The sequence below is a fragment of the Mycoplana dimorpha genome, assembly GCF_003046475.1.
Classification (GTDB): Bacteria; Pseudomonadota; Alphaproteobacteria; order Rhizobiales; family Rhizobiaceae; genus Mycoplana; species Mycoplana dimorpha.
The window spans coordinates 140005-163296 of record NZ_PZZZ01000009.1 but is presented as its reverse complement, the minus strand read 5'-3'; the positions used below and the strand labels follow the sequence as shown (position 1 = coordinate 163296).

The window sequence follows — 23292 nt, the reverse complement described above, 5'->3', positions numbered from 1 at the left end:
CGAACACGGCCGTGAAACGCCCCAGCGCCAATGGTACTTCGTCTCAAGACGCGGGAGAGTAGGTCGCTGCCAGGTCTGCTAAAGGCAAATCGATGCAAAACAGGCGCCCCGGAACGTCGCAGACGGTCTGGACAGGCGGCCTGTCCAGGATAGACCATCTTCTCGACACTATCGGCTGACGCCGACACTTGAAAGGGCCGCGCACGCGGCCCATATGCGTTGAAGCGCAAAGAAATAACGCGGGGTGGAGCAGCCCGGTAGCTCGTCAGGCTCATAACCTGAAGGCCGCAGGTTCAAATCCTGCCCCCGCAACCACCGAAACTAACCGCTTCCAGAATGCCTCCTTCTCCGAAAGCGCGGCACGGAAGCGGTTCAAGTAGTCAAGCTTGACCCGGCTGTTCCTGAACCCGCCCGCCCTAACCCGGCGGGCATATTCGTTTTTGTGCTCCTCACGGACGCCGGCGCTGTAATGCTGAAACGCTTCCATCGAGGCGAGGATCGACGCCAATCGGCCATGAATGGTCAGCTCCGCGCGCCGGTTGTCGGGGGAGGGAGCAATCACCACCTTCTGAACAAGCGACCGGACAAACTGGCCCTAACCCACAAGCGTGTCGTTGCCATTCCCGGCCCCCTTCGGCGCCGTCGTCATGGCTTCCAGCACCGAGCGGTACGTTGCCGGGTTCACAATGATCGGGTCTCCCGCATTAGTAAGGAAATTCTGCCTTTCCGGTATGCGTAATTTGTTACGTGCCGGCTTGGAAGTGACGCATTGATCAAACGGTCGCTCAACAAGAGAGCCCCGGCTCGAAGAGCTCTGCTGTTCTTCAGTGCCGGCGCATTGCAGCGGGATCAACCAGTATGCCGGCGCTCTTCTTGATCCGCAGGAGGTTGAGCACGAAGCTAGTCTCGAACACGATCCCGAAATACAGATTGTCAGCCCACCGTCGTTCCAGGTCGAGATCGATGATCTCGGCAACGACAAGCCAGGCGTGCTGCATCGGATGCAGCAGTTCCAAGTCCAAGCCACGCATAAGGTATCAAGCTGTGCTTCCCGCGACCGTCATGGCTTTTGTAGTTGCGGCCAAGAATCTGGTCCGGCCCCGCGACCATAAAGAATTCAATATTTTTTCCTTCAAGTCGCTTCAATGAAAGCTCCTCCGCGCACGCGTTGAGGAGCTTTTGTTGTTTGGCCTCCGTCTCAAGTTCCGCGGCATGCGGCGCGTCTCACCGCGTCCGGCACCACAACCAGCTTGCCCACGAAGCTCTTGCGGATAAAATCCGTCTGGGCCTTGTGAAACTCGGAAAGCGGATAAACACCGCCGACGAGCGGGCGGATTTTCCCGTCCTCGATGTAGCCGATCAGCTTGCGGAAATCGGCGCGGCTGCCCTGGCTCGATCCGTGCAGTTCGAGCTGTTTGAGATACATCGTCCTGAGGTCCAACTGCACCACGGGTCCGGCGATAGCGCCAGCCGTCGTGTAGCGGCCTTCCGGACGGAGGATCTTCAGGAGATCGTTGAAGATGGTACCGCCAACGAGATCGGCGACGACGTCGATCGGCTTGCCGTTGGCGGCCCTGCTGACGGCCTCGACGAAATCGCCATCGCCACGGGTGACAACCGCCTCCGCGCCGATATCGAGCATGGCATGCTCCTTGCCCGGTGCCGTGAAGGCGATAGGCACCGCACCGCGGGCCCGCGCAAGCTGGATGATTCCTGAACCGACGCCACCGGAGGCGCCGGTGACGAGCACCGTTTCGCCCGCGGCAAGACGGGCGCGCATCAGCATGCGTTCAGCCGTGAGATAGGCGCAGCAGAACGTGGCGAGTTCGACATCGCTCATGTCGGTGGCGACGACATGGGCGTTCTCGGCCGGAAGCGCCATGTATTCGGCATAGCCGCCGTCCCGGCCGTGCCCCATGTAGTCGATGTCGGCAAGGCTGTCGTCCTCTCGGTTGTAGATCGAGAAATCGACCATGACGCGCTCGCCAATCCGCGCCTCGTCGATGCCCTCGCCGACCGCGACGATATGGCCGACAGCATCCGTGCCCTGGATGCGCGGGAAGGTGAGCGTGTTGCCCTGCCGGCGCCACGTCGAGACGGCGGCTGGGTCGTCTTCCGTGCCATAAGCGCCTTCGCGCACCCAGACGTCGGTGTTGTTCATGCCGCAGGCACTCACCTTGATCAGGACTTCGCCCGCTGCCACGCGCGGAACCGGCACGTCACGGCTGTAGACCAACTTGTCCAGACCGCCGTGGCCCATAAGGCGCACGGCAGCCATCGTATCGGGAACCGTCATCATCAGAGCCTCCTCAGCGACCGAGAACCGTTTCAATCGCCGCAGCCGTCGCCTTGACGACGGTGTCGGCTTCCTCGCGGGTCAGGCAAAGCGGCGGGGCAAAGCCGAGAATGTCGCCCTGCGGCATGGCCCGGCCGATAACGCCGCGCTCGAGAAGGGCGGCGGAGACCTGCGGACCGATCTTCCGGGAGGGGTCGAAGAAGACGCGATCATCTCGGTCCTCGACGAATTCCACGGCAGCCATCAATCCGTCGCCGCGCACCTCGCCGACGTGTTTGTGGCCGGCGACGGCCTTGGCCAGCTCCGAGCGGAAATAGGCGCCGGTGGAGCCGGCATTCTCTACCAGGCGGAGTTCGTCGACCAGTTCGAGGTTGGCGATCCCGGCGGCGGCGCAGATCGGGTGGGCCGAGTAGGTCCAGCCGTGACCGATGGCGCCCGCCTTGTCCGATCCCTGCACGAGTACCTGCCACATCTTGTCGGAGACGATCGAGCCGGAGAGCGGGGCATAGGCGGAAGTGAGCCCCTTGGCGATGGTGATCAGGTCCGGCTTCATGCCGTAGTGATCGGAGCCGAACATCGAGGCGAGGCGGCCGAAGCCGGTGACGACTTCGTCGGCGACGAGCAGGATGTCGTATTTCTCCAGCACGGATTGGATTTTCTGCCAGTAGCCCTGCGGCGGCGGGACTATGCCGCCAGTGCCGAGGATCGGCTCGCCTATGAAGGCGGCGATGGTGTCGGGGCCTTCCGCAAGGATCATCTCTTCCAGCTTGTCCGCGCAATATTGCGAGAACTGGTCTTCGCTCATCGAGCGGTCCGGCCGGCGGAAGTAGTAGGGTGCTTCAGTGTGCAGGATCGGGGCGCGCGGCAAATCGAACAGGTTGTGGAAGAGCTCGAGACCGGTCAGCGAACCGGTCATGACACCGGAGCCGTGATAGCCGCGCCAGCGCGAAATGATCTTCTTCTTCTCAGGACGCCCGAGGATGTTGTTGTAGTACCAGATCAGCTTGATGTTGGTCTCGTTGGCGTCGGAGCCGGAGAGGCCAAAATAGACCCGCGACATGCCTTCCGGCGCGCGGTCGATGATCATCTTCGACAGTGTGATCGAGGCTTCCGTGCCGTGCCCGACATAGCCGTGGTAGTAGGCAAGGTTCCTGGCTTGCTCCGCAATCGCATCGGAAATCTTCTGGCGGCCGTAGCCGACATTGACGCAATAGAGCCCGGCAAAGGCATCGAGACTCGTGCGGCCGTTGGTATCGGTGATGTGGACGCCTTCGCCGCCGGCGATGATGCGCGTCGGCGTCTCGCCGCGCGCGTGCATGCCCATGTGAGTCGACGGGTGGAAGAAGTGGTCGCGATCCCAGGCGGCCATTTCATTGCTGTGTTCGGACATGTTGCTTTCCTTTTTTTCGGTGTTCGGGTCAGCGTCGAGAGGCGTCAGGCGGCCGTGTCGATGCAGAGATATTTGAGTTCGGTGAAGGCCTCGAGGCCGTGCCGGGAGCCTTCGCGGCCGATGCCGGATTGTTTCCAGCCGCCGAAGGGTATGGGACCGCCGGTGATCTTCACCCGGTTGATCGCCACCATGCCGTATTCGAGGGCGCGGCCGAGCCGCATCTGGCGGGCACCGTTTTCCGTGACGACATAGGCGACAAGGCCGTATTCGGTGTCGTTGGCCCGGGCAATGACCTCCGCCTCGGTATCGAATGCGGTGACGGCCGCAACCGGCCCGAAGGTCTCTTCGCGCATGATCACCGCATCTTCGGGCACGTCGACCAGAAGCGTCGGCGTGTAGAACAGTGGGCCGGCCTGATGAGCCCTGCCGCCGGTGAGGCAGCGGGCTCCGCGCCTGATGGCGTCCTTCACCTGCTCGTCCACCTTATAAAGGGCGCGCGTGTGCATCAGCGGGCCGATGTCGGCGCCGGGCTCAAGACCGGGGCCGACCTTCAGGGCTTCGATCCGCGCCTTGAAGGCGGTGCTGAAGGCCTCCAGGACCGGGCGTTGGACAAAGATGCGGTTGGCGGCGAGGCAATCCTGGCCGGATGTCGCGAACTTGGCGTTGACGGCGATGTCCACGGCCTTGCCGATGTCCGCATCGTCGAAGACGATCAGAGGCGCGTGGCCGCCGAGTTCCATCACCAGCCGCTTCATGGTTGCCGCGCATTGTCCGGCGATGACCCTGCCGATCTCGGTCGAGCCGGTGAAGCTGATGGCACGTACACGATGGTCCTCACACATCCGACCGACGATCGTTTCGGCATCGCCGGTGACCACGTTGAAGACGCCGGCGGGCAGGCCGGCCCGCTCGCCGAGCTCCGCCAGCGCCAAGGCGGACAGAGGCGTTTCGGAGGAAGGGTGGGCGACGACAGTGCAGCCGGCGGCGAGCGCCGCTGCCGCCTTGCGGGTGACCATGGCGCAGGGGAAGTTCCAGGGCGTGACGATGCCGACGACGCCGAGCGCCTCGCGGCGCACGATCATCTCCGTGCCCCGAAGATGGCTTGTTACGCTCTCGGCATTCAGTCGCTTGCCCTCCTCGGCGTACCACTCGACGAATGCGGCCGCATAGTCGATCTCGCCTTGCGATTCCGACAGCGGCTTTCCCTGTTCCAGCGTCATGATCAGCGCGAGGTCGTCCTTGGCGGCCAGCATCAGGTCGTACCAGCGCCGCAGGATGGTGGCACGATCCTGCGGCAGCAAGGAGCGCCATTCGCAGAACGCAGCCGCGGCTGCATCGATCGCGCTTCTGGTCTCCTCGGCATCCAGCGCGGAAACCCAGGCGAGCGGCGTGGAGCTAGCGGGATCTGGAACTTCGAAGGTGCGGTTTGCACCATTGGCGACCCAGCGGCCGCCGACATAGGCCAGTGACTTCAGGAGATGTCTGTCCTTCAGGCGCTCAAGCGCGTCGTGGCAGGCAGGTCGTGCGAATACGGCATTCATCTCCGGGCTCCTCGTGCTTCCTGACGCGGAGTCTGGCAGGTTTGACACGAGAGATGGTCTGTTGACGGGCGCGCCAAGAGAGGATTGGTCCAAGAGACCCGGCGCCAAGAGAGGAATCGTCTATTGGCCGTTTGCCGTTTCCGTCCCCGATAGCAGCATGGTCAGCGGCAGGGCGGTTTCTTCCTTCACCGTCTTGGTGACGATATAGGTGAAGTAGCGGGCGATGCCGATTTCGCGGTCGAGCAGGCCGTCGACCAGTCGCTGATAGGCGTCGATATCCGCCGCCATGATCCTCAGGATATAATCGACGCCGCCGCCGACCGACCAGCAGGCGACGATTTCCGGAATGGTGGCCACCGCGCGTTCGAAGCGATCGAAATCGGCCTGGCGATGGTGTTCGAGGGTGACTTCCATCATGACGCTTGCGACCGGTGCGACGCGGCGGACGGCGACGCGGGCATGATAGCCCGAAACGATGCCGACCTTTTCAAGCTTGCGCAGCCGCATCCAGCAGGGTGTGGGCGACAGCCCGACCTCTTCGGCGAGCGCCACCTTGGTGATGCGGCCGTCGCGCTGGACGGCCTCGAGGATGCGCAGGTCGATCACGTCAAGTTTCATGCGGCGGGGGACCTCAAATCGGAATCATGGCAGAGCCTATGAAAAAGCCCGGACGAATGCAATTTTCCATTGTCAATTGACCTGATATTTATCACTGTCAAAAGCATGACAAATTGGCGCCCCGATCCGCTGCAGCTTCGCCGTCCGGCCTATCTCTCGCTCGCCGAGCAAATCGCCAATGCTATCCATGACGGCAAGCTTGCCAACGGCACTCGGCTGCCCACGCACCGAAAGCTCGCGGAGGACCTCAAACTGTCGATCCAGACGGTCAGCCGCGCCTATGACGAGTTGATCCGGCGCGGAATGATCGTGGGCGAGATCGGCCGCGGCTCTTTCGTGCAGACCAGGCCGAAGGAGCCGGAGCCGCCATATCTGCCGGAGCGCCTGGGCGAGGTCATCGATCTGTCGATCCTGAAGCCTGTCTGCGAACAGATCCATCTCGACCGCATGCGCGAGGCCTTCGGATGGTTGGCGGATAACCTGCCGGCCAGTTCTGCTCTTTCGTTTCGACCCAACATGGTGTTCCCCCGCCACCGGGCCGTCGCGGCAGAATGGCTGTCGCTGTGTGGGCTGGACGTACCCCCGCTCAACATCAACCTGACGAACGGGGCCACTTCGGCCATGACCGTGGCGTTGATGAGCGTCGCGCCGCCTGGATCGACGGTCGCCACGGAGGCAATCAGCCATCATACGCTGGTGCCGCTTTCCACCTACCTCGGCATTCATCTTGAGGGCCTGGCGATCGATGCCGACGGGATGGTCCCGGAGGCCTTGGATGCTGCCTGCCGGAACGGGCCTATCCGGGCGGTATTTCTCCAGCCTTCTGTGGTCAATCCCACGGCAACGCTGATGAGCGCCAAGCGCCGCCAGGAGCTTGCCGCCGTCGCCACGGCACACGATATCGCGATCATCGAGAACGACATTCTCGGGCCGATGGTCGAAAGCCGTCCGCCGCCGGTGCAGAGCTTCGCGCCGGAGCGCACTCTCTACGTCACCAGCTTCACCAAAATCACCGTGCCCGGCCTGCGGATCGGCTATCTCGCCGCGCCGGACCGCTATGTCGCCGCCGTTGCCAACCGGCATCTGGTGTCCAACTGGATGGCCACGCCGGCGATCGCCGAAATCGCCACGCGCTGGGTCGGCAACGGCACGGCGATGGAACTGGTCAACTGGCAAAGGCGGGCTCTGGCGCGGCGTCACGAGATCGCCGCCGAAGCGCTGGCCGGGCTTGCCTATCACGCCCATCCGCAGAGCCTGCATGTCTGGTTGCCGCTGACCTGCCAGCATACGGAGGAGGGTTTCGTGGCGCAGGCGCGGCTGCGCGGGGTGGCGATCGCTCCGGGTGCCTCCTTCCAGACAGCGGACCGCGGCCACGCTCCGGCCGTGCGCATCTCCGTCGGCTCCACCTCCGAGGCGGAATTGCGGACGGGGCTCGGTATCGTCGCTTCACTGGCTCAGGGCAATCCGGAAGCGCTGCTGCTCGCCATTTGACGATTTCCGCCTCTCATTCTAGCGGTGAGGAATTATTGTCATGATATTATTTTGATAATTGACATGATTTAACAAGCTCGTCATCGTTCGCGCATCGCTCGTCTCAAGAGGAGAGACATGCATGCCTTCGCCCATCATTCGCATCGACAACATCACGAAGACCTACGGGCCGCTGACGGTGCTCGACGGTTTGTCGATGGATGTCATGCCGGGCGAGAAGCTGGCGCTGATCGGCCCGTCCGGCTCCGGCAAGACCACCATCCTGCGCATCCTCATGACGCTCGAGAAGATCGCCGCCGGCCACATCGAGGTCGATGGCGAACAGCTTTATCATATGCGGAAGGGCGACAGCCTGGTCGCTGCCGATGAAAAGCATCTGCAGAAGATGCGCACGAAGATCGGCATGGTCTTCCAGCACTTCAACCTGTTTCCGCACAAATGCGTGCTCGACAACATCACGCTGGCGCCGATGTTGACCAAGGGCGTGGCAAAGGCGGCGGCCGAGGCTCGTGCGATGAAGCTTCTCGACATGGTGGGCATGGCCGACAAGGCCCAGAGCATGCCTGCGCAACTTTCGGGGGGGCAGAAGCAGCGCGTCGCCATCGCCCGAGCATTGGCCCTCTCGCCGAAGATCATGCTGTTTGACGAGGTGACCTCGGCGCTCGACCCGGAACTGGTGGAGGAGGTCCTGAACGTCATGCGCAGGCTCGCCGCCGAAACCGACATGACCATGCTGCTCGTCACCCACGAGATGGGCTTCGCCCACGACTTTGCCGATCGCGTTCTTTTCTTCGACAAGGGCAGGATCGTCGAGGAAGGCAGGCCGGAGGACATATTCCGAAATCCCAGGCAGGAGCGAACACAGACTTTCCTGCGCAAGATAATCGCGGCGGGGCACCGCGTCTGATCGCCGGCGCGATCCGGCTTGCCTCCGATAAAAATGGAAAAAATCCAGAGGAGATGAACGATGACATTGAAACATTTCATGAGAATGGCAGCCGGCGTCACGGCGTTGATGTCGGTTCTTGCGGCAGTGCCTGCAAACGCAGATGACGCGAAGCTGGACGAACTGAAGGCACAGGGCTTTGCCCGCATCGCCATCGCCAACGAGCCGCCGTTCACCGCTGTCGGTGCTGACGGCAAGGTTTCGGGCGCTGCTCCCGACGTCGCTCGCGAGGTCTTCAAGCGCCTCGGCGTTGCGGATGTCGTCGCCTCGATTTCGGAATACGGGGCGATGATCCCCGGCCTGCAGGCCGGCCGCCACGACGCGGTCACTGCCGGCCTGTTCATGAAGCCGGAGCGCTGCGCCGCCGTCGCCTACTCCGAGCCTGTGCTGTGTGACGCTGAAGCCATGCTCGTCAAGAAAGGCAATCCGAAGGGTTTCCAGAGCTACGCCGACATCGCCAAGGATCAGTCGGCCACCATCGGCGCGCCGGGCGGCGGCACGGAAGAGAAGCTGGCCCTGGAAGCCGGCGTGCCGCGCGAGCGCGTCATCGTGGTGCCGGATGGCCAGAGCGGCCTGAAGATGCTGCAGGACGGCCGCATAGATGTCTATTCGCTGCCGGTTCTCTCGATCAATGACCTCGTCAAGAAGGCCAACGATCCGAACCTCGAAGTCGTTGCTCCGGTTCAGGGCGCGCCGGTCTATTGCGATGGCGCCGCCTTCAAGAAGGGCAACGAGGCACTGCGCGACGCGTTCGATGTCGAACTCGCCAAGCTGAAGGAATCGGGCGAGTTCGCCAAGCTCATCGAGCCCTATGGCTTCTCGGCCGCTGCTGCAATGTCCACGACGCGCGAAAAGCTCTGCGCGGCCGCTAACTGACGTCGGCGGGGAGAGGGGTTCGCTTCTCTCCCCGTTACGCTCGGCGGCAGGAAGCTGCACCGCCCGAACCGCAATTGAAACGGCAATGACAGAGAAAGCACGATGATCGACTGGTCCGGCTACATTGGGCTGATCTTGCAAGGCGCGCTGGTGACGATCGAACTGACGCTCATGGGGTCGGCGCTGGCGCTGGTCATGGCCTTTGTCGCGGGGCTCGGCCGTCTGTCGCGCTTCGCTGCGGTCCGCGCGCTGGCCACGGTCTATATCGAATTCTTTCGAGGGACCTCGATTTTCGTCCAGCTGTTCTGGGTCTATTTCGTCCTGCCTTTCGCCGGCATCACGCTGACGCCATTGCAGGCAGGCGTTCTGGCGCTGGGGCTGAATGTCGGCGCCTATGGTGCGGAAGTCGTGCGGGGCGCTGTCCAGGCCATCGGCCGTGAGCAGCACGAAGCCTGCGTCGCGCTCAATCTCGGTCGCTTTCAGCGCATGAGGCATGTGATCCTGCCGCAGGCGCTGCCGTTGATGCTGCCGACGTTCGGCAACAATGCAATCGAGCTTCTGAAGGGCACCGCCGTCGTTTCCCTGATCTCGCTGACCGACATGACCTTCCAAGCGCAGGTGGTACGGGCGCAGACGGGCAGCACGCTGATCCCGTTTGCAACGATCCTCGTCCTTTACTTCGTCATGGCCTTGGCCATTTCGACGGGCGTGCGCTGGTTGGAGCGCCGGGCGAGACGCGGTCTAGACGGCGTGAGGGCCTGATCGTGGAGTGGGATTGGGCATTCGTCCAGGAGATCATGCCGACCCTTCTCGAAGGGTTGAAGATCACGATCCTTGCCACCGTACTCGGCGCGATCGTCGCTGCCGTCGTAGGCCTGCTCCTGGCGATTGCAAGGCGCTCGCCAAACCCTGTGATTTCGCGCCCGGTCGGTTTCTTTGCCGATTTCATTCGCGGCACACCGCTTCTGGTGCAGCTCTATTTCATTTTCTACGTGCTGCCCGACATCGGCATCCGGCTGTCGCCGCTGGTCGCCGGCGTGATCGGCCTTGGCATCCATTACGGCACCTATGCGGCCGAGGTCTACCGTGCCGGCATCGACAATGTGCCGCGCGGCCAGTGGGAAGCGGCACGGGCCACCAATCTCACCATACGGCAGGCGTGGATCCATGTGGTGCTGCCGCAGGCCATCCCGCCGATGATCCCGGCGCTCGCCAACTATTTCATCGCCATGTTCAAGGAGACGCCGTTGCTGTCGGCCATCACGGTGCTGGAACTGATGAACCAGGCAAAGAGCGTCGCCAACAGCAGCTACCGCTATATCGAGCCGATGACTCTGGTCGGCGTGTTCTTCCTGGTCATCAGCCTGATCTCGGTGGTGGCACTGCGTTTCCTGGAAGAGCGTTATGCCAAGGTGGATGAAAGATGATCACGACCGATATCCGGATCGGCACGGCAAGCCGCGCACCACGCCTCGACGAACGCCCACTGGCAAAACGGGTCGGCCTGATCATCCTGGCGACGGACCACACGACCGAGGTCGATTTCCAGCGCATGGTGGCAAGCGAGCGTATTGGCGTCTACGTCACACGCATTCCCTATGCCAACCCGGTCACGCCCGAGAACCTGATGAAGATGCAGCCGCAGCTGACGGCGGCTGCGGCGCTGATCCTGCCGGACGAGCCGCTCGATGTGGTGATGTATTCCTGCACTTCGGCCTCTGTCGTCATCGGCGACCAACAGATCGAGGTGGCCGTCCAGGCGGCAAAGCCGGGCGTTCCCGTCGTCACGCCGACCGCTGCGGCCGTGCGGGGTTTGCAGGCCGTCGGCGCGAAACGAATCTCGGTGCTGACGCCGTATACCGTCGAGACCAGCCGGCCGATGGCGCGCTATTTCGCCGATCTCGGCTTCCAGATCGACCGCTTCACCTGCCTCGGGCTGACCGACGACCGGGAGATGGCGCGGATCTCGCACGACGAGATCGCCGCATTTGCGGCGGAGGCCATGGCGCCGGAGTCGGACGCGCTGTTCATTTCCTGCACGGCCGTCCGCGCGGCAGAGGTCGCTTCGCATATCGAGGCGGCGCTCGGAAAGCCGGTGGTCAGCAGCAATCTCGCGACTGCCTGGGCATGCCTGCGTCTTTGCGCCGACGCGGTGTCGCGCCCCGAGCTTGGCATTCTCATGACCAAGCCCTACCCGGAAGGTTGATCGTATGTGCGCGCAACCGGCCTCCGTTTCGATCGATGATATCCGCGCCGCCTCCGCCCGTATCGCCGGGCGGATCCTGAACACGCCGTTGGTGCCATCCGCCTCGCTTCAGGAGATGGCGGGCGTTCCCGTTTACCTCAAGCTCGAACACCACCAGACGACCGGCAGCTTCAAGCTGCGTGGGGCGACCAACGCGGTCCTGTCGCTGACGTCGGCTGAACGTGCCCGCGGCGTCGTCGCCGCCTCCACCGGCAATCATGGCCGGGCACTTGCGCATGCGGCAAAGGCGGAAGGCGCGGTCGCGACCGTCTGCATGTCGCGGTTGGTGCCGGAAAACAAGGTCGCGGAGATCCGCCGGCTCGGCGCCGAGGTCCGCATCGTCGGCAACTCGCAGGACGAGGCGCAGGAGGAGGTCGGCCGGCTGGTGGCCGAGAAGGGCATGGTCATGGTGCCGCCCTTCGACGATGCCGCGGTCATTGCCGGGCAGGGGACGCTCGGACTTGAGCTCGTGGCGCAACTGCCGGACGTCGCGACCGTGCTCGTGCCGCTTTCCGGCGGCGGCCTTGCGGCCGGCGTGGCAGCGGCCGTCAAGAGCTTGAACCCGAGGACAAGGGTGATCGGGCTCACCATGGAACGCGGTGCCGCGATGAAGGTAAGCCTCGACGCCGGACATCCGGTCAGCGTGGAGGAACTGCCGAGCCTGGCGGATTCGCTCGGCGGCGGCATCGGGCTCGACAATGCGCTCACCTTTTCCATGTGCCGCCACCTTCTCGACGATGTGCTGCTGCTTTCCGAGGAGGAGATCGCCGCGGGTATGCGGCATGCCTATGGTGCCGAGCGCGAGATCGTCGAAGGAGCCGGCGCTGTCGGTATCGCCGCGCTGCTGGCCGCACGGGTCCGGTCTTCCGGGCCGATCGTCGCCATCCTGTCCGGTCGCAATGTCGACATGACCCTGCACCGCCGGGTCATCAACGGTGCAACGTCTGTTCAGGGAGAGGTGGCGGCATGAGCCGGATGATCATTCTGACAGAGGCCGACCTGAGGTCGGTCGTGGCGCTGGACGCCGAGGCCGTTGCATGCGTGGAGGATGCCTTCCGGGCGCTCGCCACCAAGGCCGTCGCCATGCCGCCGATCCTGCGGCTGGACATTCCCGAGCACCGGGGGGAAGTCGACGTGAAGACCGCCTATGTCCCCGGTCTGGACGGCTTCGCCATCAAGATCAGCCCCGGCTTCTTCGGCAATCCGGACATTGGCCTGCCGAGCACCAACGGCATGATGGTTCTTCTGTCGGCAAAGACCGGCCTCGTCCAGGCGCTGCTGCTCGACAACGGATACCTGACGGACGTACGGACGGCCGCCGCTGGCGCCGTCGCCGCGAAACATCTCTCCAGGCAGGATTCGCGCGTTGCCGCGATCTTCGGCGCGGGCATGCAGGCGCGCCAGCAATTACAGGCGCTGAGGCTGGTGCGGCCCATCCGCGAGGCGCGGATCTGGGCGCGCGATGCGGCGAAGGCGAAGAAGGTCGCAGCCGACCTCACAGTGGCGCTGGGCATACCCGTCGTTGCGACCGCAGATCCGCAGGTTGCCGTTGCCGGCGCCGATATCGTCGTGACCACGACGCCATCGGAGACACCGATCCTGAAAGCCGCGTGGCTGGAGCCGGGGCAGCACGTCACCGCCATGGGCTCCGATGCCGCGCACAAGAACGAGATCGAGCCGGCGGTGATCGCCAAGGCCGACCTCTATGTCGCCGACAGCCTCAGCCAGACCCGTCGCCTCGGTGAACTGCATCACGCCATCAAGGCGGGCCTGGTGCCCCCTGACGCCGCCTTCGCCGAACTCGGCCGGATCGTTGCCGGGCTGGAGCAAGGTCGCAGCGACGAAAACCAGATCATCATCGCCGACCTGACGGGCACGGGCATTCAGGACACGGCAATCGCAACGCTCGCTTTCGCACGTGCCGGATCGGCTGGCGCGGGCGCGCCATTTGAGAGTTGAGACCGGCAAAGTCCGGAGAACGAGGGAGAGACATGACCCAACCGAACCTCAAGTTTTCGCTGGGGGAATATGAGACGCGCCTGGCAAAGACGCGCAAGGCCATGGAGGAGAAGGGCGTCGATCTTCTGATCGTCAGCGATCCGTCGAACATGGCGTGGCTGACAGGCTATGACGGCTGGTCATTCTACGTGCATCAGGCCGTCATCGTGCCGCCGACCGGGGAGCCGATCTGGTACGGCCGGGGCCAGGATGCCAATGGCGCCAAGCTGACAGCCTACCTCAAGCATCAGAACATCATCGGCTACCCCGATCACTACGTGCAGTCGGCCGAGCGCCATCCAATGGATTATCTCGCGGCCAGGCTGGTCGAGCGCGGTTTCGACAAGCTTACGATCGGCGTCGAGATGGACAACTACTGGTTCTCTGCCGCCGCCTTCGCGAGCCTGCTCAAGCATCTGCCCAATGCCCGCTTCGTCGATGCGACGGCGCTCGTCAACTGGCAGCGTGCCGTGAAGAGCGAGACCGAGATCAAGTACATGCGCAATGCCGCCCGCATCGTCGAGGGCATGCACCAGCGCATTTTCGACAAGATCGAGGTTGGAATGCGCAAGTGCGACCTGGTGGCAGAGATCTACGATGCCGGTACGCGCGGCGTCGACGGCATCGGCGGCGACTACCCGGCGATCGTGCCGCTGCTGCCTTCGGGAGTCGATGCCTCCGCTCCGCATCTGACCTGGGACGACAGGCCGATGAAGCGAGGCGAAGGGACCTTCTTCGAGATCGCGGGCGCCTATAACCGCTACCATTGCCCGCTGTCGCGCACCGTCTTCCTCGGCAAGCCGACGCAGGAATTCCTCGATGCCGAGAAGGCGACGCTGGAGGGCATGGAGGCGGGCCTCGCCGCCGCGAAGCCGGGGAACACCTGCGAGGACATCGCCAACGGCTTCTTTGCGGTGCTCAGGAAGTACGGCATCGTCAAGGACAACCGCACCGGCTACGGCATCGGTATCTCCTATCCGCCGGACTGGGGCGAACGCACCATGAGCCTGCGCCCCGGCGACCGCACCGAGCTGAAACCGGGCATGACCTTCCATTTCATGACGGGTCTCTGGCTGGAAACGATGGGCCTGGAGATCACCGAGAGCATCCTGATCACCGACACCGGCGTCGAATGCCTCGCCAACGTGCCGCGCAAGCTGTTCGTCAAGGATTGAGCCGGCCATGAACGAACCCGAACAGCGCGCCTCGCCGATTACGCCCACGGTCGATTTTTCCGCCGAGGGCATCCAGCACGGCTTTCTCCGGCTGCCATATAGCCGTGACGATTCCGCCTGGGGCTCGGTGATGATCCCGATCACGGTCGTCAAGAACGGGGAGGGGCCGACGGCCCTTCTCACCGGCGGCAATCATGGCGATGAATATGAGGGGCCGATCGCACTGTTCGACCTCGCGCGGACCTTGAAGGCGGAGGATGTTTGCGGGCGGGTCATCATTGTCCCGGCGATGAACTATCCGGCCTTCGTTGCCGGCACCCGGACGTCGCCGATCGACAAAGGCAACCTGAACCGCAGCTTCCCGGGCAAGCCGGACGGCACGGTGACGCAGAAGATCGCCGACTATTTCCAGCGCGCACTGCTGCCGCTCGCCGATATCGTCCTGGATTTCCATTCAGGCGGCAAGACGCTTGACTTTCTGCCTTTCTGCGCGGCGCACATCCTGTCGGACAAGGCGCAGGAGCAGCGTTCCTTCGAACTGGTGCAGGCATTCTCCGCACCCTACTCGATGAAGATGCTCGAGATCGATGCGGTCGGGATGTACGACACGGCGGCGGAGGACATGGGCAAGGTGTTCATCACCACCGAACTCGGCGGCGGCGGCACGGCGACGGCCAAAAGTGCCGGCATCGCCAAGCGCGGCGTCGCCAACGTGTTGCGACGGGCCGGCATCCTCAAAGGCGAGGCCGACGTCGCCCCGACACAGTGGCTCGACATGCCGGGCGGCGACTGCTTCGCCTTTGCGGAGGAAGGCGGGCTGATCGAGCCACTGGTGGACATGGGAGGGACCGTGGTCAAGGGTCAGGTGGTAGCACGCATCTATCCGATCGGTCGCACGGGTGCTCCGCCTTCGAAGGTCCATGCAAAGATGGATGGCATCCTCTGCGCCCGGCACTTCCCCGGCCTCGTCAAGGCCGGAGACTGTGTTGCAGTCTTTGCGATGACGGTTTAGCTCATCGCCGCAATCGAACCGCAGCATGCAGACTGGACGATGCCGTGTCGCAGACCGAACTTGCCGCCACGGCATCCGCCACTCACAACCGCTTGGCGCTAATCGCGCTGCTGGCGAGCGGAATCGCCATTGGCGGTTCGCCGATCTTCGTTCGGCTTTCCGAGATCGGCCCCATGGCGACCGCATTCTGGCGAGTCGCTCTGGCGCTGGTACCGCTGTTTCTGTTCTTCCGCGCGACGGAGAGGCGCCATGTGCCCGGGCCCAAGGGGTTGGCAGACGTGATGGGGCTTGCGCTTCCGGGCGTTTTCCTGGCCGCCGATCTGATCACCTGGCATGTCTCGCTCCATGTGACGACGGTCGCCAATGCGACGCTGCTTGCCAATCTTGCGCCTGTTTTCGTGACGGCGGTAAGCTGGCTGTTCCTTGGCGCATCCATCAGCCGCGCCTTCCTGGTCGGCCTCCTTGTCGCGATCACGGGTATCGTCGTCCTGAAGGGTGGGGTGAGCGGGCTTTCGGCTGGCAATCGCGCGGGCGACGCCCTGGCGATTCTTGCGGCCCTGTTTTACGCCGGCTACATGCTGAGCATCGCCCGGGTGCGGGGGCGTTTCGACACCGTCCGAGTCATGCTTTGGAGCACGCTGTCGGCTGCGGTCTGCCTGTTGCCGGTGGTGTTTCTGACCGAGAGCCAGTTTTTCCCCGTCACGATCTTCGGCTGGGGCATGCTTCTCGGGCTGGCGCTGATCAGCCACGCCGGCGGCCAATTGGCGATTACCTATGCGCTTGCCTATTTGCCGACGGCCTTCTCCTCGCTCACGCTGTTCCTGCAGCCCGTGGTCGCGGCCCTTCTCGGCGTGGCGGTGCTCGGAGAAGTCGTCGGCGTCACGCAGGTGATTGGTGGCGCGATCGTTCTTGGCGGTATCCTTTATGCCCGCCGGCAATAGGTCGAAAGTTCTCAGAATTGTGGCCGGCGAAGCGGAAGTCGGGATGCTACGCTTCGGCCGCCTCATTCCTCAACGCAGTCCGCGAGATGATTTGAAGCCTGTTCAGGGTCGTCGGGAGTCTACCAGCCCGCAAAATTGACCAATAAGCTTTCGTCGACGCGTCCCGCAACGACATCGGCGAGTGCCTGATTGAGGATGGCGGCGCCTTCGAGCGCTTGGCCCTGCGTCAATGTCAGGGGCGGGGTGAATTCCAGCACATTGGAACGCACACCGACATAATAGAGCACGAGGCCGAGCTGAAAGGCGCGGAAGACGGTGAGCGCCGTTTGCCGCGCGGCCGGCTCGCGGGTGGTGCGATCCGTCACGAGCTCGACGCCCAGCGCAAGGCCGCGGCCACGGACATCGCCGATCAAAGCATGACGCTCGGCAAGACCGCGAAGCGCATCCCCCAGTGCGTGCCCGGTTCGTTCGGCATTCTCGATGAGATGGTCGCGCTCGATCGTCTCCAAAACGGCGAGCGCCGCGGCGGCGCAGACCGGGTTGCCATGCACGGTCTGCAGGGAGAAGGCGACGGCGTGGTTCAGGATCGGCTCGGGACCGACCACGGCGGAAATCGGCAAGCCGCCGCCCAGGCCCTTGCCGAAGACGACGATGTCCGGTTCGATGCCCGCATGTTCGAAGGCGTTGAACCGGCCGCTGCGGCCGAGACCGACTTTCACCTCGTCCGAGACGAGGAGGATGCTGTGACGGCGGCAAAGCGCCTCCACCGCCTCTAAGAAGCCCTCGGGCGGCACCAGCATGCCGCCGTCCGACTGGATCGGCTCGATGAAGAAGGCGGCGACCTCTTCCGGCGGCACCTCGGTTGCGAAAAGTCTTTCGAGATGGGCGAGGGCTGCGTCCTTTGCCGCCTCGGGACTGCCGGCGACATAGCTGTTCGGATAGGGCACGAGCGTCAGACCCTTTGCCCGCGTGCCTTGCTGCGCCGGATGGCCGGAGACGGCCATGGAGCCGACCGTGCCGCCATGATAGGCGCCGTCAAAGGCGATGATGCGCGGCCGGCCGGTGGCGGTAACGACCATGCGGGCGACGGTCTCGTTGGCATCCGAGCCGGAATGGCCGAACCAGACGCGGCCGCGGGCGCGCTCCGGCACGAGCGACAGCAGCTTTTCGGCCAGGAGGACGCAGGCTTCGTTTGCGGCGGAGAGGTAGCTCGCCCCCGCCTGATCCGAAAGTGCACGGTTTACCGCGTCGCGGACGGCGGGATGGGCGTGACCGAGGCTCGCCGCACCCCAAGACGCGGCGAAATCAAGAAGTTGCCGGCCGTCGTCGCCGGTCACATACGCGCCATTGCCGCCAACGATCGCCTGCGGGAAGAACCGCAGGTGCGCCATTTTCGAGACGGACCGGCTTTCGCGTGCGTAGAGACCGGACATGCAGCTATCCTCGCTATCTGAAGAAGGTCAGAACCTCGTCGAGTTGGACGACGTGGCAGTAGATCATGTTGATGATCTCCAGCTCCCGCCGGTGCAGTTCGTCCGTCGCCGCCGCGCCGCAATCCTCAACAACGAGGACACCGAAGCTTTCGTCGGCGAGGCTGCGCACCGTGGAGGAGACGCACTGGTCGGTGAAGATGCCGCAACAGATGACGTTCTTGATGCCCATATTATGGAGAACGAGGCGCAAGTTTGTGCCGGTCAGCGCGCTGTCAGACGTCTTGGTGATAACGATCTCGTCGGCACGCGGTTCGAGTTCCGGCACGACCTGGCCTTCCGGCAGGTCCTTCGGCAGCAGAAGGTAGTTGAAGCCGGGCTTCTTCTGGCTCAGCGAGCGGTCGCGGCCGTCTGGCTTCAAGCAGGCGATGCGGGCGAAGATGACCTCCACCTTGCGCTTGCGGCATTCCTCGATGAGGCGCGCCGTGTTTGGGATCACCGTTTTCCGCATGCCCTCGTAGAAGGGCTGCCAGCGGGCGGTTTCCTCGGGCGTATCCTTCGGATCGAGATAGGTGTTCTGGATATCGATGACCAGCAGCGCCGTTGTTTCGGGGTCGAGGACGATGTCGTCGGGCGCTTCGGCATTGGCATAGTAGAAGGAACGATAGGCGGTTTTCCAGCTCATGGGGTGGCAATCTCCTTCTTGCGGCGTGTGCGGTTGAGGATGTGACCGATCTCTCGGTTCGGGAAGAGGCCGCCCGGCTTGACGATCATCACGGCGATCATGGCGAGCGCCAGAACGATCTCGGTTAGGCCGACGACCTGCCCGGCGGCGGCCGCGGTGGCGTTCAGCGCGCCTTCGGTGCCGCGCAGGCCCTCGTAGGCGACGGTGACGAGAATGGTGCCGGCGACAGCTCCCGTCACCGTATTCGCCCCGCCGATCACCAGCATGGTGATGATGAGGAAGGTCTCCTTCAGGTAGAAAGCCTTGGGTGCGAAGGAGGTGATGAAATGGCCCCACAGCGCCCCGCCGATCCCGGCGATAAAGGCGGCAAGGATGAAGGCCCGCCAGCGCAGATGCGGAATGTTGGCGCCCAGCGCGGCGGCGGCTACCTCGTCCTCACGGGAGGCCCGGAGCAGCTTGCCGGTGCGCGATTCCTTGAAGACCAGCGCCACGACCACCACGATGGCCGCGACAATGGCGGCGACCGGCAATTCCGTGGTTTTTGGCAGGCCAAAGAGCGTGCGCGGACCGTTGGTGAAGGCGCTCCAGTTGTTCATCACGGTATAGAGGACGACAAGCAGCGCGAAGGAGGTGATGACGGCCGCGGCATCGGAAAGCCGCATCAGCGGATAGGCAACGACCGCCGCCACAACCGCGGCCACCAGTCCGGCCGCGAACATCGCGAGGAGCGGCGAAATCTCCACGGCCTTCATGAACCCGTAGAGATCCGGCAGCGCCATGCCCTTCATCTGGGCCGGGATGGTCAGTACGGCGGACGTATAGGCGCCAAGGCCCATGAAGCCGATATGGGCGAAGGAAAGCAGGCCCGAATTGCCCATGAAGGTCTGGAGACCGACGACGAGCACAAGCGAGATCAGGAGATTGGTCGCGATGCGGTCGTAGAGGCGGATGCCGAGGACCTGGCTGCCCACCGCGACGGCGGCGATGACGGCGATCAGGATGACGGCGGTGAGGTAGGAATGTTTCATGAGGTCCGCTCCTTCAGGTCCGCTGGCCGCTCGCCGGGCCCTTGATGAGGCCCTGGGGGCGCCAGAGCAGGATCAGGATGACGAGGCTGAAGGTGAAGGCGTCGCGGAATTTCAGGAGATCCTGCGACAGGGTGTAGTTGAGCGTCGTATCGATCAGCGCCAGCAGGAAGCCGCCGACGACAGCGCCGGGAAGACTGCGCATGCCGCCGATGACGGTGGCGATGAAGGCGACGAGCAGCGGCTCCAGCCCGACGCCCGGCACGACCGTGCCGATGCGCCCGATCCACAAAATGCCGACGACGCCGGCAAGGAAGCCCGACAGCGCGAAGGCCGAGGAGATGATGAGATTTGCCGGTACGCCGAGCATGCGCGCCATGGTGAAATTCGTCGCGGCGGCGCGCATGGCGATGCCGAGCGTCGTCTTGCGCATGAGGAAGGCCACGCCGGCGAGCAGCACGATGGAGGCGGCGATGGTGATGAGGTTGCGCACCGGCGTGATCGCCCCGCCGATCGAGATGGTCTGCGAGAAGATTTCGGGCAGCGGCACATTGCGCGGGCGCGGCGAGATGAAGAGCAGCGCCGCGTTCTGCAGCAGGTTCGAGAAGGCGAAGGAGGTGATCAGCACCGCCGTTACCGATTTGGCGCGCACCGGACGGAAGGCGGCATAGTCGGTGAGGATGCCGAAGAGCACCGCCATGCCGACGGCAAGGGTGGCCATGACGAGCCAGGGTAGGCCGGAGCCGCTGGAAAGATACATCGTGTATCCGGCGACCATGATGAGTTCGCCATAGGCGAAGTTCACGAGGCGCAGGATGCCGTAGATGATGACGAGGCCGAGCGCCATGAGGGCATAGGCCCCGCCAAGGCTCAAGACGTCGATGACGAACTGGATCGCGAAAGCCATGGGGATCAGCCTCCCAGATAATGCGCGCTGAGATCGCTGCCGGAGCGGATCTCGTCGGCCGTGCCGGATGCGACGATTGCGCCGAGCCGCATGACATAGGCGCGGTCGGCGACGGAAAGCGCCTGGTTCACGTTCTGCTCGACGAGCAGGATGGTGAGACCCGATTGCTTCAGCGTCGCGATCATCTCGAAGATGCGCTCGACGATGGCGGGCGCGAGGCCGAGAGAGGGCTCGTCAAGGAGCAGCACGCTTGGCCGCGCCATCAGCGCCCGGGCGATGACGAGCATCTGCTGCTCGCCGCCGGAAAGCGTTCCTGCGGCTTGGCCGGAGCGTTCGGCAAGCCGCGGAAAGAGCGTGTGCAGCTTTTCCAGGTTCTGCCGGTTGCCGGCCTGGTCGCGGCGGTGGATGTAGGCGCCGAGCATGAGGTTCTCGGCGACCGTCAGGTCCGGAAACACGTCGCGGGTTTCAGGCACGGTGGCAAGGCCGGCGCGGATGACCTGCTCGGGATTGGCGGCAGTGATATCCTTGCCTTCGAGCGCAATCGAACCGCCCGCCGCTTTCAGCGCGCCGGCGATGCATTTGATGGTCGAGGATTTGCCGGCACCGTTTGCGCCGAGCAGGCTGACTAGCTCGCCCTTGCCGACGGTGAAGCTGATGCCGCGCACGGCGCGGATCGTGCCGTAGCTGACGGAAAGATCGGTGACGTCAAGCATTGACCGCCCCCTTGCCGAGATAGGCCTCGATGACGGCCGGATGGCTGCGGACATGGGCGGCATCGCCCTCGGCAATGGTGCGGCCGGAGGCGAGGACATGCAGCCGGTGGCAGAGGCGCATGATGAGGCCCATGTCGTGGTCGATGATCAGCAGGCCGAGACCGCGCGTCTTCGGCAGGTCGGCAAGCGTGTGCAGCAGCGTTTCGGTCTCGGCGTCGTTCATCCCGGCCGCCGGCTCGTCGAGGAGCAGGAAACGCGGCTCGGCGGCGAGCGCCCGAGCGATCTCGACCCGGCGCTTGTCGCCGTAGCTGAGGCTCTCGCCCAACTCGTCCGCCTTCGCCGAAAGCTTGAGCTCGGCAAGAAGGCTGGCCGCGCGTTCGGCTGCGACAGCGCGGGATGCGCCCTTTGCAAGCGCGGCGGCCTCGACATTTTCCAGCACCGTCATCGTGTTGAAGAGGCGGACGATCTGGAAGGAGCGGCTGACCCCGGCAAGCGCGATCTCGCGCGGCGAGAGGCCGGACAGCGTGGTGTCGCCGGCGACGATCGTGCCGGTCGCCAGCTTCACCTGGCCGGTGATGGCATTGATGAGCGTCGTCTTGCCGGAGCCGTTCGGCCCGATCAGGCCGACGACCTCGCCGGTGAGGACAGAAAGCGACACATGGTCGAGGGCGCGGAGGCCGGTGAATTCCACCGACACGTCGTTTGCCGCGAGACGCGTTTCAGACATGGCTTTTCCGAAATTGGGAGGGCCGGCTATGACACCGGCCCGGGAATGCGGATCAGGGCTTGGGCAGGGATTCCGGCTTGCGCCAGCCCACGAAGCTCGGCTTGCCGCCCTTCAGCTCGATGATGGCCGCTGCCTTGTTCGGCACATGGCCCTCTTCCGCGGTGCCGTAGTCGAGGTCGCCGGTCAGAAGCTTGTACTGGCCGTCTTCCAGCGCCTTAGCGAGCGCGCCGCCTTCCGTCGTGCCAGCTGCCTTGATCGCGTCGGCGATCATCATGATCGTGTCCCAGCCGGTCGAGACGAAGGACGTATCCGGCGCATTGCCGTGCATCTGCGTATAGAGCTCGATGAATTTCGGCATGTCCGGATGCGCTTCCGGGCCCATCCAGGTGTGGGTGACGAAAAAGACGTTGTTGCCGAACTTTTCGCCGAGCGACTCGTGCATGGCCGGGTCGTCATAGGCGTCGCCGCCGAGGACCGGCGCATCATAGCCGACTTCCCGCAGCGCGCGGATGATCACGCCGATATCCGTGCCGTAGGACGAGACGAAGATCACGTCCGGCTTCTTGCCGAGCGCCTGGAGACGCGCGAGTTGGGCGGAAAAGTTGTTGTCGCCGTTGGTATAGGTGTCTTCCAGCAGGATCTCGCCGCCATCGGCCTTGAACTGCTCAACGAAATATTTCGAGAGCGACTTGGTATAGGCGATGAACTGGTCGGTCACGACATAGGCCGTCTTCCAGCCCTTCTCCTTGACCGCGAAATCGGCTGCCGTCGCGCCCATCGTGGTGTTCCACATGGAGAGCGTGAACTGCTTGTCGCCGAGCGACCAGGACGAATAGAGCGGGTCGGAGGCGCAGGTCGAGATGCCGACGAGGCCGGCCGACTGCGCTTCGCGGCTTGCCGGCGAACCGAAGTCGAAGTCGCACGGCGCGACGATGACCTGAGCACCCTTGTCGATCAGCTCGACGGCGACGTTGCCAACTGTCACAGGGTCGGACTTGCCGTCCATATTGATGAACTCGATCTGCTTGCCGAGCACACCGCCATTGTCGTTGAGATATTTAACCGCCACCTGGGCGCCGTTATAGCCGGGGGTGTCGAGCGGGGCTTGGATGCCCGTCATCGACAATGCACCGCCGATCACGATCTTGTCGTCATCGGCAAGTGCGGCGGAAGAGGCAAGCGCCAGGCTTGCCGCCAGAAGCAGTTTGGAAGTCCTCGTTTTCATTATCGTTCCCCTTATGATGCCTTATGGCAGTGAATGGAGGCGGGCCGGTCT

General features: G+C 63.9%; 23 protein-coding genes, 1 tRNA gene and 1 rRNA gene. 13 read left to right on the top strand and 12 right to left on the bottom strand.

Annotation, left to right across the window (positions count from 1 at the left end; genetic code table 11):
- A 5S ribosomal RNA gene (rrf, locus tag C7449_RS22530) occupies nt 1-75 on the top strand; the annotation flags it as partial.
- Nucleotides 76-238: 163 nt separating this feature from the next.
- Nucleotides 239-315: transfer RNA gene (locus C7449_RS19625), tRNA-Met, on the top strand.
- 509 nt (nt 316-824) lie between these two features.
- On the opposite strand, the gene C7449_RS19620 is transcribed toward C7449_RS19625, so the two are convergent.
- From C7449_RS19620 to C7449_RS19600, 5 genes are all read right to left on the bottom strand, one after another.
- A complete protein-coding gene (locus tag C7449_RS19620) occupies nt 825-1031 on the bottom strand; it encodes a hypothetical protein (protein ID WP_108004600.1) in 207 nt (68 codons plus the stop codon).
- Between the two features lie 167 nt (nt 1032-1198).
- Complete coding sequence (locus C7449_RS19615; protein ID WP_170115957.1) at nt 1199-2296, bottom strand: alcohol dehydrogenase family protein; 1098 nt, start codon at nt 2294-2296, stop codon at nt 1199-1201.
- A 13-nt stretch (nt 2297-2309) separates the two neighbouring features.
- Nucleotides 2310-3686, bottom strand: a complete 1377-nt coding sequence (locus tag C7449_RS19610; protein ID WP_108004599.1) for an aspartate aminotransferase family protein — start codon at nt 3684-3686, stop codon at nt 2310-2312.
- A gap of 44 nt (nt 3687-3730) precedes the next feature.
- Complete coding sequence (locus C7449_RS19605; RefSeq protein WP_108004598.1) at nt 3731-5227, bottom strand: NAD-dependent succinate-semialdehyde dehydrogenase; 1497 nt, start codon at nt 5225-5227, stop codon at nt 3731-3733.
- A gap of 120 nt (nt 5228-5347) precedes the next feature.
- Nucleotides 5348-5845 (bottom strand): Lrp/AsnC family transcriptional regulator, encoded by a 498-nt coding sequence (locus C7449_RS19600; protein ID WP_108004597.1) that lies wholly within the window; start codon nt 5843-5845, stop codon nt 5348-5350.
- Between the two features lie 105 nt (nt 5846-5950).
- On the opposite strand from C7449_RS19600, the gene ehuR reads away from it, so the two are divergent.
- The 11 genes from ehuR (at nt 5951) to C7449_RS19545 (ending at nt 16529) form a co-directional block, all read left to right on the top strand.
- Nucleotides 5951-7336 (top strand): MocR-like ectoine utilization transcription factor EhuR, encoded by a 1386-nt coding sequence (ehuR, locus tag C7449_RS19595; RefSeq protein WP_108004611.1) that lies wholly within the window; start codon nt 5951-5953, stop codon nt 7334-7336.
- 121 nt (nt 7337-7457) lie between these two features.
- Nucleotides 7458-8243 carry an ectoine/hydroxyectoine ABC transporter ATP-binding protein EhuA gene (ehuA, locus tag C7449_RS19590; RefSeq protein WP_108004596.1) on the top strand — a complete coding sequence of 262 codons (786 nt, stop codon included), beginning with the start codon at nt 7458-7460 and terminating at the stop codon, nt 8241-8243.
- A 60-nt stretch (nt 8244-8303) separates the two neighbouring features.
- Nucleotides 8304-9158 carry an ectoine/hydroxyectoine ABC transporter substrate-binding protein EhuB gene (ehuB, locus tag C7449_RS19585; protein ID WP_108004595.1) on the top strand — a complete coding sequence of 285 codons (855 nt, stop codon included), beginning with the start codon at nt 8304-8306 and terminating at the stop codon, nt 9156-9158.
- A gap of 102 nt (nt 9159-9260) precedes the next feature.
- Complete coding sequence (gene ehuC / locus C7449_RS19580) at nt 9261-9920, top strand: ectoine/hydroxyectoine ABC transporter permease subunit EhuC (RefSeq protein ID WP_108004594.1); 660 nt, start codon at nt 9261-9263, stop codon at nt 9918-9920.
- Nucleotides 9921-9922: 2 nt separating this feature from the next.
- Complete coding sequence (gene ehuD, locus C7449_RS19575) at nt 9923-10585, top strand: ectoine/hydroxyectoine ABC transporter permease subunit EhuD (protein WP_108004593.1); 663 nt, start codon at nt 9923-9925, stop codon at nt 10583-10585.
- Nucleotides 10582-11364: an ectoine utilization protein EutA gene (gene eutA, locus C7449_RS19570; protein ID WP_108004592.1), complete on the top strand. Its 783-nt coding sequence runs from the start codon at nt 10582-10584 to the stop codon at nt 11362-11364. Before ehuD ends, eutA begins: the two co-directional genes overlap by 4 nt.
- 4 nt (nt 11365-11368) lie before the next feature.
- Nucleotides 11369-12373, top strand: coding sequence for a hydroxyectoine utilization dehydratase EutB (gene eutB / locus C7449_RS19565; RefSeq protein WP_108004591.1), 1005 nt, complete (start codon nt 11369-11371; stop codon nt 12371-12373).
- Nucleotides 12370-13362 carry an ectoine utilization protein EutC gene (gene eutC, locus C7449_RS19560; protein WP_108004590.1) on the top strand — a complete coding sequence of 331 codons (993 nt, stop codon included), beginning with the start codon at nt 12370-12372 and terminating at the stop codon, nt 13360-13362. The genes eutB and eutC overlap by 4 nt, the downstream gene beginning before the upstream one ends.
- 32 nt (nt 13363-13394) lie before the next feature.
- A complete protein-coding gene (gene doeA, locus C7449_RS19555) occupies nt 13395-14576 on the top strand; it encodes an ectoine hydrolase DoeA (RefSeq protein ID WP_108004589.1) in 1182 nt (393 codons plus the stop codon).
- 7 nt (nt 14577-14583) lie between these two features.
- Nucleotides 14584-15588, top strand: coding sequence for a N(2)-acetyl-L-2,4-diaminobutanoate deacetylase DoeB (gene doeB, locus C7449_RS19550; RefSeq protein ID WP_108004588.1), 1005 nt, complete (start codon nt 14584-14586; stop codon nt 15586-15588).
- A 44-nt stretch (nt 15589-15632) separates the two neighbouring features.
- Complete coding sequence (locus C7449_RS19545) at nt 15633-16529, top strand: DMT family transporter (RefSeq protein ID WP_108004587.1); 897 nt, start codon at nt 15633-15635, stop codon at nt 16527-16529.
- A 119-nt stretch (nt 16530-16648) separates the two neighbouring features.
- Here C7449_RS19545 and C7449_RS19540 read toward each other — a convergent pair whose 3' ends face one another.
- Genes C7449_RS19540 through C7449_RS19510 form a run of 7 tightly spaced genes read right to left on the bottom strand, consistent with a single transcriptional unit; the run spans nt 16649 to nt 23241 of the window.
- A complete protein-coding gene (locus C7449_RS19540; RefSeq protein WP_108004586.1) occupies nt 16649-17962 on the bottom strand; it encodes an aspartate aminotransferase family protein in 1314 nt (437 codons plus the stop codon).
- Between the two features lie 13 nt (nt 17963-17975).
- On the bottom strand, nt 17976-18644 hold the full coding sequence (locus C7449_RS19535) for a cysteine hydrolase family protein (protein WP_108004585.1): 669 nt from the start codon (nt 18642-18644) through the stop codon (nt 17976-17978).
- Nucleotides 18641-19672, bottom strand: a complete 1032-nt coding sequence (locus tag C7449_RS19530; RefSeq protein WP_108004584.1) for a branched-chain amino acid ABC transporter permease — start codon at nt 19670-19672, stop codon at nt 18641-18643. Before C7449_RS19530 ends, C7449_RS19535 begins: the two co-directional genes overlap by 4 nt.
- Nucleotides 19673-19685: 13 nt before the next feature.
- Nucleotides 19686-20576 carry a branched-chain amino acid ABC transporter permease gene (locus C7449_RS19525; protein WP_108004583.1) on the bottom strand — a complete coding sequence of 297 codons (891 nt, stop codon included), beginning with the start codon at nt 20574-20576 and terminating at the stop codon, nt 19686-19688.
- Nucleotides 20577-20581: 5 nt separating this feature from the next.
- Entirely contained in the window at nt 20582-21289 is a 708-nt protein-coding gene (locus C7449_RS19520) for an ABC transporter ATP-binding protein (protein ID WP_108004582.1), read from the bottom strand.
- On the bottom strand, nt 21282-22016 hold the full coding sequence (locus C7449_RS19515) for an ABC transporter ATP-binding protein (RefSeq protein ID WP_108004581.1): 735 nt from the start codon (nt 22014-22016) through the stop codon (nt 21282-21284). The genes C7449_RS19520 and C7449_RS19515 overlap by 8 nt, the downstream gene beginning before the upstream one ends.
- A gap of 52 nt (nt 22017-22068) precedes the next feature.
- Nucleotides 22069-23241: an ABC transporter substrate-binding protein gene (locus C7449_RS19510; RefSeq protein ID WP_108004580.1), complete on the bottom strand. Its 1173-nt coding sequence runs from the start codon at nt 23239-23241 to the stop codon at nt 22069-22071.
- Nucleotides 23242-23292 lie beyond the last annotated feature (51 nt).

Coding starts and splice junctions, on each gene's coding strand:
- ehuR (WP_108004611.1), top strand. CDS start 5,951: ATGACAAATTGGCGCCCCGATCCGCTGCAGCTTCGCCGTCCGGCCTAT.
- C7449_RS19610 (WP_108004599.1), bottom strand. CDS start 3,686: ATGTCCGAACACAGCAATGAAATGGCCGCCTGGGATCGCGACCACTTC.
- eutA (WP_108004592.1), top strand. CDS start 10,582: ATGATCACGACCGATATCCGGATCGGCACGGCAAGCCGCGCACCACGC.
- C7449_RS19520 (WP_108004582.1), bottom strand. CDS start 21,289: ATGCTTGACGTCACCGATCTTTCCGTCAGCTACGGCACGATCCGCGCC.
- C7449_RS19620 (WP_108004600.1), bottom strand. CDS start 1,031: ATGCGTGGCTTGGACTTGGAACTGCTGCATCCGATGCAGCACGCCTGG.
- C7449_RS19530 (WP_108004584.1), bottom strand. CDS start 19,672: ATGAAACATTCCTACCTCACCGCCGTCATCCTGATCGCCGTCATCGCC.
- ehuC (WP_108004594.1), top strand. CDS start 9,261: ATGATCGACTGGTCCGGCTACATTGGGCTGATCTTGCAAGGCGCGCTG.
- eutC (WP_108004590.1), top strand. CDS start 12,370: ATGAGCCGGATGATCATTCTGACAGAGGCCGACCTGAGGTCGGTCGTG.
- ehuA (WP_108004596.1), top strand. CDS start 7,458: ATGCCTTCGCCCATCATTCGCATCGACAACATCACGAAGACCTACGGG.
- C7449_RS19510 (WP_108004580.1), bottom strand. CDS start 23,241: ATGAAAACGAGGACTTCCAAACTGCTTCTGGCGGCAAGCCTGGCGCTT.
- C7449_RS19605 (WP_108004598.1), bottom strand. CDS start 5,227: ATGAATGCCGTATTCGCACGACCTGCCTGCCACGACGCGCTTGAGCGC.
- doeB (WP_108004588.1), top strand. CDS start 14,584: ATGAACGAACCCGAACAGCGCGCCTCGCCGATTACGCCCACGGTCGAT.
- C7449_RS19535 (WP_108004585.1), bottom strand. CDS start 18,644: ATGAGCTGGAAAACCGCCTATCGTTCCTTCTACTATGCCAATGCCGAA.
- C7449_RS19600 (WP_108004597.1), bottom strand. CDS start 5,845: ATGAAACTTGACGTGATCGACCTGCGCATCCTCGAGGCCGTCCAGCGC.
- eutB (WP_108004591.1), top strand. CDS start 11,369: ATGTGCGCGCAACCGGCCTCCGTTTCGATCGATGATATCCGCGCCGCC.
- ehuB (WP_108004595.1), top strand. CDS start 8,304: ATGACATTGAAACATTTCATGAGAATGGCAGCCGGCGTCACGGCGTTG.
- doeA (WP_108004589.1), top strand. CDS start 13,395: ATGACCCAACCGAACCTCAAGTTTTCGCTGGGGGAATATGAGACGCGC.
- C7449_RS19525 (WP_108004583.1), bottom strand. CDS start 20,576: ATGGCTTTCGCGATCCAGTTCGTCATCGACGTCTTGAGCCTTGGCGGG.
- C7449_RS19540 (WP_108004586.1), bottom strand. CDS start 17,962: ATGTCCGGTCTCTACGCACGCGAAAGCCGGTCCGTCTCGAAAATGGCG.
- C7449_RS19515 (WP_108004581.1), bottom strand. CDS start 22,016: ATGTCTGAAACGCGTCTCGCGGCAAACGACGTGTCGGTGGAATTCACC.
- C7449_RS19615 (WP_170115957.1), bottom strand. CDS start 2,296: ATGACGGTTCCCGATACGATGGCTGCCGTGCGCCTTATGGGCCACGGC.